The organism is Pseudomonas sp. ICMP 10191 (assembly GCF_001467335.1).
Taxonomy (GTDB): Bacteria; Pseudomonadota; Gammaproteobacteria; order Pseudomonadales; family Pseudomonadaceae; genus Aquipseudomonas; species Aquipseudomonas cerasi.
This window is the reverse complement of record NZ_LKGW01000141.1, coordinates 1-7,123: the sequence shown is the minus strand read 5'-3', so window position 1 is coordinate 7,123 and position 7,123 is coordinate 1. Positions and strand designations below refer to the sequence as shown.

Here is a 7,123-nt window from a genome sequence, read left to right as displayed (position 1 = left end):
GCTGGGTCAAAGATACCAAGCCAGGGGATACAACCGGTGACGGCGTCAACCAAGTCTGGCACGTTGCCAAGCCGTAACGTCAAATAATTAATAGGCTGGCTTGCGCCACTGGCTTTGTCAGTGGCGCAAACCAGAAGAGTACACACCTGATATTTTCGCCGACCTACAGCCGCCGCGTCTCATAAAGCCCTGATGGATCAGGTCAACGTAAAATGGGGCCGAGGCACCGTACACCCTGGACAGTCGGATAGTCACCGACGAGTGGAAGTAAAGTTAACGCTATCGCCCCTATCAAACTTTTTATTTGCCGACATGGTCGATTGCCCTCTTCTCCGCGGTATATATATTTTGCGATACGATAACTCAGGCTGCAATACCTCCGCCCTCCGTCCAAAGAAATTAATTGATTCACGGCATCCACATATCGCATCAGCAACCACACTTTACGAGCTGAATACAAAAATAAACTCTTACACTCATAAAACGACGCGGACAACACATTAACCATGGAGGTCTAAAGCTTTTTGAGGCCCAGGATCCGCCGTCTGCCCCGCTCGAGCGATAATAGGAAGTTAATTAGGCTCGAGCGCTCCATCGAATATGACTTTCATTAAGGCGAACGGGATTGGTTACCAAGATTTTTCGCCGTGCATAAAAATGCGACGAGAGTTATTTGGTTCACAGCCTTTTGGTAGCTCCTCTCAAATCACATTCCGGTCTGATGCAGGCGGTACGATACAACGCTGAATGAGTGACGCTTTTGTGCCCGTCCAGCAGCTTCGCCTCGGCCCAATGCAGACGCCGGAGGCGAAACTGCTCGACAGACTCGCAAGTCTGTTCCAGTACGCTCGCACAGATGGGAAGTCTATCGAGCTGTTTCTCGAATCGAGGCAAAACATGGAGCTCACGTCCAATTCTTGTGCGCGATATCCTTACAGGCTTTCCCGACCCAGAACGAAGACGCTGTGCACATTCACTAATCTGCTCGGCAAGTTCCGCATCGAGGATAGCGAACGCGCCGGCGGTATCTGCCCGACTTGCGTGGACATCGCCATACTTATCGATATGGTCACGAAGCCAAACACGGTCAGATCGATATAGCCACGCGTAACCCCTACATTGGTGAGCTTGCAGAGAGTGATAATCCTTCTCGAAGTTTGCTCGGCGCAGCAGGCGCTCGCTTTGAAATCTCGCTTCTCGCCATACGTTCGGGCCAACTTTGACAGCGCGGATTGTCCGGTATACATAAACCTGAGATACACCCAGTTTGTAGGCAATCTGCCGTGCGTCATGCCCGGCAATTGCCAGCTTCCAAACTTCAGCCGGCAGACCTCCCAACCCCTCTGGCACGGTCTCAGTCAGATCCGCTTTTGATGAACAGACAGCAATTGGCGATGATCGCTCATACTCTGACACCGATGGTTTGTCGTTGCGCATTATGTGAGCCAGGTCCACTTCCAAAGCGCTTGCTAGAACGATATATTTGAGTGGATGGTGAGTACCTCTGGGCCTTCTAAGCAGCTTGGTGACCCAGGTCGCAGGTAATCCTGCGGGAGAGTCACCAAGAACCGAGTACTCCCAGGCGGCAGGGAGCACTTTGAAGAAGCTGGCCATATACTCAGCCAAACGGCGCAAATCCAACCGGTATGTTGCACCATGGGTCAAACCTAGGGCCGCAGCATTTTGCAGAAGGCAAGAACGCACTGCGCTGGCTGGGAGAGGACCGAGTCCCGAGCCAAGAAGCTGCTGTGAACTCAATGCAATCTTATGCAACCCTGGAAGAGCATCTATAGAAGCATTCAGCTGAACAGAATGGGCCTGCACGCCATCATCGTCTGGCAAATTAAGCTGTCGGGAATTGCGGCTGTGCCAGCCGGGGTCTACCACCTTTAGCAATTGCCCGTGGTGGGGGCATACCAATACCCCGGAAAGCTGGTGAACCCGGTGCCAGTAAGCTGCTCCGACCTGAGCGACGTCCTCATTGAGGCACACGGCACAGAACCGCACTCTCGAAGCACTCTCGATTCGACTGGCATTGATTCCTAGCTTCAGCATCAACCCTTTGCCATCGCCTGCCATGGAAGCATGCGCATGTTGGAGCTGGTCGGTGGTGAGGAAAGGAGCGAAATAGGGCAATACGGTATGACACTGGATAATTTGAGCAACCGATAGGTCGGTGCCGTGGGGAAGAGATTCGACCAGATAACTCAACCGGCTTGGAAACGCGACGTTCTGGGTGAACGAGGGGGCATGTAGATGGGCGAAAGCTGCTTTAAGGCTACTCCCGCCACAAAGCCGGGCATAGCGTGAGAGGACACTATGTAGTGTCTCGTCGGGGAAAGCCGCCGGGAAGAAATGGAATTTGAGCTCCATTACACCACTCTCACATCACGATTTGCGGTAGGTCGCTGAAAATTCAAATAGATCCGTGGTTATCCAACCAGCTGACTTCAGCGCTGCTCTAGTATCAGGCTGTTCGCTCAGTGCCTTTGCTTGCGATGTCTCAACCGCAACAGTTGCAGGCGCTGTAGGTTTAGTTACAACGGCTGATGGGGTTGGAGCCTTTGGCAACCCATGCGGCGTTACACCACGAAGCAGGGCAAGACGCTCTGATCGAGGAAGTCCATCAAACGACATCATGGCTATCAACTGCTCCTCGATGGGAAGCAGGTCGTCGAACTGCCGCATGCGGGCAGGATCTCGGCTGCGCAGAGCCGAAAGTGCTGGCTTGAGGATCTGCATCTTGGCATTGCTCACCTTGATGATCGTCTCGGCTGTCAGACATTCGGAGCCACTTTGAATTGCATAGCGCTGACTCAGTACTAAAAGCTTGACCAGAAAGTCTGTTACACCCTGAGTGCACTCGTAGAGCACGTCGAAAATTTCGGGAGTCAGTTCAGCCGTCTGCTTGCACCATTGATAACTCCAGAGGTTTTCAACTAGAAGCTGCCACTCGTCATCATCTTTCTCGAACCGTTTGAACTCGACCATTCCGCCACCGCAACTTCGCCGGGCGACACGCATTACATCCGAAAACAGACTGATCATCGAATTGGTGCCTATGAATACAACCGGAATACCGATGTTGTTCACCAGGTGGAGGAAGAAGTTCAGCATGCTCTCCTTGCCCCCAGTTTTCGCTAAGTGAAGATTTTGCAGCTCATCGATGAGCAGGGCACCAATGAAAAATGTACTGGCTACTTGCTCCATCTGCTGAAGCGCATCATTAATATTCCGGGGCCGGTGCCGCTTGTGATAATCCCTGTCGCCCAGTGCTTGGCCGACGGCGTGAAAAAACTGCTGACAAAATCCCGCCAGCGAACCATCTCGGGGACAATCCAGTTTGAGCCAGGTGATCTGGGTTTGAACAAACTGGGTGCTCTCATAACGCTCATGCCGGATCGTCTGCGGGTAAAGGCTTAAAATGGCATGGAGAGCAGTGGACTTCCCAATACCACTCAGCCCTACGACGCTGAAAGAATCAGCAGTCGACTTGAAGGAGTCATGATAGCGCTGAGCACCCGATAAGGAGTGCAGATGCCTAACAGTGTCGGGTGAGGTTGGATTGCGTCCAACGTATCCGCGGCGGATCAGCAGAGAGAACATGGACTCAAGCTCCAAATGCAGCAGGAACGGCTGTACGACTGTCCTCAGACGATCAATGCAGTGAATCCGCGTTGTTCCTTCGAGATCAAGCTCTTCAGGTGTTACTGGCTGGGGGAAATTCGATATCAACTCGATGGCTACCGTTTCCGGAAGAATTGGCGGCAAAGCTTCAATCAACGGATTTCCCGCATACTCAGTGATGGCCTGCTTGGTATAGCTCGCAAAAATTTGCGCTCCTTTCATTTGGAATGCCCCGGCCGAAGCCTTTTTAGCAAGTCTATAACCTGCGCGCTGCGGGGCCCCGCATACGAGTCATGCGCAATGGACGGGACTTCTACGTCAGGTAGGACAGGTTCCGCACGAACACCATCAGGGACCGTGGCGTTTTCTCGCTCTAGCCGCCGCTCCTCTGCACGATTGTCACGGATGTTGGCCACCGCCTCTGCCTTAGTAGGGGCAGGAGGTTCAAGCTTCCGCTCGGCCAGTGCCGTATTGATGATCTGCTCCACTGTGTCGACCAAGCCTACGCGGCTCTCCAACTCCGCGCGCTTATGGGCTGGGGGCGACTGCCGGTGCGCTTCCAGCACATCGTAGATCTCGTCGGAGCGATAACCTGCGTATTTGGCATCCGAGCGACGAAGGTCGCAGCGTAGGAACTGCTTGTTCTCACCCTGGATCCAGATATGGGCTGCAGAGTTCGGGTCGAACCGGCAGTCGATCGACCAAACACCATTGCGCCGCGCTTTGGCGAACCAGTTTTCTTGGATCGCCAGCTCGCAGACGTAGTGCATCCCACGGAATATCACGCCCCCCTTTTGCACGGTGGCTCGTTCACGGGGCAGCAGGTGGAGATAGATCAGATCATCAGGTCGGTTGTTGGCCTGAATCAGGTCATTCTCCGAAGCCCAAGTCCAAATGCCAATAGGAGTAGGTTCGACATCGTCGTTCATCATGACTTGAGTGAGACGGTCCGGCTGCCGGTGATAGCGGTTGTAGTGAAGGACACACTCAATGACGATCTGGGTGAACTCCTTCAGGTTCAGCGTGGCGTCAAGTCGATAATCACGCTCACCCCGTTCCTTCTCGCGCGCAGCCACACCGCCTGGAAGCCACCTGATACCAGTTAGATCATTGAGGATACCGAACCGACTCTCGACCATGGGTTTCCAATCTGGTCGGTACGGAGGAGCCGTACCCATCTCGATACCCAAGCCACTCGCCAGTCCTTCTGCTGCCAAAGACAGCATCTCGCCTCTGTCGGCATAGATGTGATGTGGCAGATGACTGCAGGCCCAATCTTCAGAGTTGATTTCAACGCCGTTCTGCGCGCAGAAGCCTACTTTGGAAGTGAACGCGTTGAAAAGAGCCTGCCTAGCACCGTTCCAGCTCGGACCCTCCAGGCCGACATATAGACCCACAATCATCCCCGAGTAGCTATCCACCACGATATACACCACGGGCCTGCCAATCAGCATACGCCGGGAGTAACTGTTGACCAGATAGATGTCGGCAATCGTCGCGTCAATCTCGAATTGATGGCATGGACCTCGAAGCCAATCGCGAACAGTGCCGTTTAGCGGACGACAATCCTTGAGCCACCTCGTCTTGCCCTTACGCCCACGATCGGTTTCGATTTCATCGAAAAAGAGCTTGCCCCAATAATCGAACTGATTGAATGTCGGTATTTCCGACTCAGGAAGTAAGCGGACACGGTTCTCAGCATTTTTGGAGAGTTCTTTTACCGAGTAGAACCTCCTTAGCATTTTGTCGTAAGCACTGCGGATCGTGGATGTCTTATTTTTTGCGTAAAGCGCATAGCTTACCCGGATGCATCTTTTATCGACAACACTGAGCAACTTGGAGGGAGAAACAAGTACCCCTTGATACCTAGGTTTTCGGCCTGGCCTTATATCGGGGGTGTAGCTGCGATTAGCAACGCCTACTGCCGAATAGTTCTTCAGGAGCGCATTTCTTACCTGTCCATAAAACCAATATCTGTAAAGGAGCCGATAAATGGTCTTTCTCTGTATGCCTAGCTCAGCGGCCCGATTTCCAACCAGCCGCCCCATTTCACCCCTGACGAATATCTGTCCTGGGTAAGCTGGATCTAGGAGTGGCTCGATAACCGCCCATTTTTCATCCCTATCTCGCTTGATGATCTCATTGAGGTCATCTTCCAAAACCAACAGAAATTCGGGAACTGACGTTACCACGGACTTGGTATCACCTGACTCCAACGAAAGACTGAGTTCCTCAAGTCCCACAGCATAGGGCTTTCGTGGCGGCTCGATCAGGTCCATCACAATCACGGCGTCGTGCGCTTCATCGAGGTGAAGGACTCTCGCCATGGTCGAAAGCACGGAGAACTCTGTCACGGGTTCGAACACGTCATTCACTGAGATATTCACGACGTTTTCTCGCTAAGCGCGCTCAACTCGATGGAGTAATCCACCTTGAGATCAGGTAGCGGCGATTTGAGATGAAGTGGAGCACTACTCAAATCAATCTGAATCAGCTTTCGCCAGATCAAATTAAAGAAAATATCTCGCGCCTCGACATACGGTATCGACAAGCGCGTTGCGATTTTGCGGAGGCATTCAGACGTTGACCAAGGGTAAGCCTTGCTTGATTCGAGGATTTCGAGAAATTCAGAGTGCAGCGACGAACTCATTAAAGCGCGAGGTAATTGAGCAAACCGTCTAAGCAGCCCCAGATTTTTTATCAGATCGGGTGTAAACAGCTCCTCCGTGACGATGCTCCAATCCACCCCTTGGCTCATCCAAAATCGTCTTTCGACTTCCAATTTTTCCAATGTCCGAACAGAGCCTTTCCCTTCGAGATCCTGCTGATACTTGATGGTCCTAGCTACGGACTTGAAGTCTCCGTTTGGCTGCCTAATGGTCAGAAGGAAATCTGTCGTCATGACCAGCGGAATGGTAGTGGATTTGTACCTAGGGTAACGCACACCTATCGCTCGTGCGATTGCCTGGGTGCCTTCCACAGGCAGCAGCGGATACTGCTCACGGATGTCTACCACTTCTTCAGAAAACTCGCATACCAGAAGATAGGCACGTTCAAGATCGGACAAAAGGTGATGTATGCGCTCGACTTTAACGCCTTGGATTTTGTGGGAGCGGCCCATTGAGGGGACATCCTGCACACGCAACCAAGGCACATAGCTGGCTCCGGCACCGGCACCAAATCCATTGACGATGTGCCGTTCAATATCCTGCTTCGAAGAAAACCTACGGCCGCGCAAAACCACCTCCTCAGCCCAACCTAGTCGCTTCGACTCATAGTCAATAAACATGTCTAGGAAAAAACGGTCCGCGAAACGACCTCTTGGAAGTACTACCTAGCCTACTCTTACTGAAAAGCGAAGCCGCTAATCCGGACCAACGGCTTGGTCCAGAAACAGAAAACCCCCGTATTTTCGGGGGTTTTCGCGCTGTGTCAAACTTTAATAGATTGTGTCAAACTTTAATAGGTTGTGTCAATCTTTATTCTGAACAGCCAG

Annotated in this window: 4 protein-coding genes and 1 pseudogene; 1 reads left to right on the top strand and 4 read right to left on the bottom strand. The window is 52.4% G+C overall.

Going from position 1 to position 7,123, the window contains the following annotated elements:
• Positions 1–77 (top strand): annotated as a pseudogene (locus AO388_RS27995) (hypothetical protein); the annotation flags it as partial.
• A gap of 601 nt (positions 78–678) precedes the next feature.
• Here AO388_RS27995 and AO388_RS27990 read toward each other — a convergent pair.
• Genes AO388_RS27990 through AO388_RS21855 form a run of 4 tightly spaced genes read right to left on the bottom strand, consistent with a single transcriptional unit; the run spans position 679 to position 6,865 of the window.
• On the bottom strand, positions 679–2,373 hold the full coding sequence (locus tag AO388_RS27990; protein ID WP_083515864.1) for a TnsD family Tn7-like transposition protein: 1,695 nt from the start codon (positions 2,371–2,373) through the stop codon (positions 679–681).
• Between the two features lie 15 nt (positions 2,374–2,388).
• Entirely contained in the window at positions 2,389–3,849 is a 1,461-nt protein-coding gene (locus tag AO388_RS21865; protein ID WP_044324969.1) for an ATP-binding protein, read from the bottom strand.
• Positions 3,846–6,014 (bottom strand): Mu transposase C-terminal domain-containing protein, encoded by a 2,169-nt coding sequence (locus AO388_RS21860; RefSeq protein WP_058417106.1) that lies wholly within the window; start codon positions 6,012–6,014, stop codon positions 3,846–3,848. The genes AO388_RS21865 and AO388_RS21860 overlap by 4 nt, the downstream gene beginning before the upstream one ends.
• A complete protein-coding gene (locus AO388_RS21855; protein WP_054069872.1) occupies positions 6,011–6,865 on the bottom strand; it encodes a TnsA endonuclease N-terminal domain-containing protein in 855 nt (284 codons plus the stop codon). The genes AO388_RS21860 and AO388_RS21855 overlap by 4 nt, the downstream gene beginning before the upstream one ends.
• Positions 6,866–7,123: the final 258 nt, after the last annotated feature.